Source organism: Streptosporangium sp. NPDC053982 (assembly GCF_055585205.1).
In genome coordinates, this window is record NZ_JBVJKQ010000049.1 from 1 (window position 1) to 1,419 (window position 1,419).

Annotated in this window: 1 protein-coding gene; it reads right to left on the reverse strand. The window is 67.7% G+C overall.

The annotated features are described in order from the left end of the window. Window positions 1-58: 58 nt before the first annotated feature. A complete protein-coding gene (locus tag ACZ6W9_RS36965) occupies window positions 59-1,300 on the reverse strand; it encodes an IS256 family transposase (RefSeq protein WP_470121862.1) in 1,242 nt (413 codons plus the stop codon). Window positions 1,301-1,419: the final 119 nt, after the last annotated feature.

A 1,419-nucleotide genomic window follows, 5' to 3' on the forward strand; every position in this document is an offset into this window, starting at 1 on the left:
GGTCACGTCCAGCGAAGTGGTGTATGAGCTGCCCTTCGCGTGATCCTGTTTCTGCAGGTTAAGCGGTGAGTGTCTGCGGGAGGGGACTCTGTTGCGGTGTGTCGCCGGCCAGCAGGCGCATCCGGCACTTGGCCAGGATGTCCAGGCCCATGTAGCGGCGGGCCTCGGTCCACTCATCGGTCTGCTCGGCCAAGACCGCACCGACAAGACGGACGATCGCACCGCGATCAGGGAAGATCCCGACCACATCGGTGCGGCGCCTGATCTCCTTGTTCAACCGCTCCTGCGGATTATTCGACCAGATCTGCCGCCAGGTCTCCTTCGGGAAGGCGGCAAAAGCCAGGAGTTCCTCGCGGGCGGCGTCCAGGTGCTCGGCGGTGGCCGGATACCTGGCCTCCAGGGCGTCGATGACCCAGGCGTGCTGGGTGCGGACCTGCTCGGCGGCGGGCTGGTCGAAGATGGTCCGCACCAGCGTCGCCACCCACGGCTGCGCCGACTTGGGAACCGTGGTCAGCAGGTTGCGCAGGTAGTGGGTGCGGCACCTCTGCCAGGACGCGCCCGGCACGGTCGCGCCGATCGCCTCGACCAGGCCGTTATGGGCATCGGAGATGACCAGTTGCACCCCGCTCAAGCCGCGGGCGACCAGGCCGCGCAGGAACGCCAGCCAGCCGGCGCCGTCCTCGGCCGCCGACACCTCCAGGCCGAGGATCTCCCGGCGGCCGTCGGCATTGACCGCGGTGGCGACCAGGACGTGGACATTGACCGTCCGCCCGCCCTCGCGGACCTTCTGCGTCAGCGCATCCAGCCACACGAAGGCATACGGCCCGCCGTCCAGGGCGCGGGTGCGGAAGGCCTCCACCTGCCCGTCGAGAACTTTGGCCATCTGACTGACCTGGCTCTTGGAGATCCCGGTGATGCCGAGCTGTTCGACGAGTTTGTCGATGCGGCGGGTGGAGACCCCGAGCAGGTAGCTGGTGGCCACCACGCTGATCAGCGCCTGCTCGGCGCGGCGGCGGCGCTGCAGCAGCCAGTCGGGAAAGTAGCTTCCCGAGCGCAGCTTGGGAATGGCGAGCTCAACGGTGCCCGCGCGGGTGTCCCACTCCCGGCTGCGGTAGCCGTTGCGCCGGTTGGTGCGATCCTCGCTGCGCTCGCCGTAGCCGGCGCCGCACAGGCCGTCGGCCTCGGCCGACATCAACGTCTCGGCCATGGTCTTCACCATGGATCGCAACAGATCCGGATCGCCGTGCTCGATCTGCTGAGCCAGCCACGCGGCAGGGTCCACACTGTTGGTCGCGGCCATCGCTTCTCTCCTTCGATCTTGGACTTCGCACTCGAAGGATCACGCGATGGCCGTTCTCATTTCACGGCGCCACGCCTGCTAGCTGGGGAAACTCATACACCACCTCCGTGGACGCAACC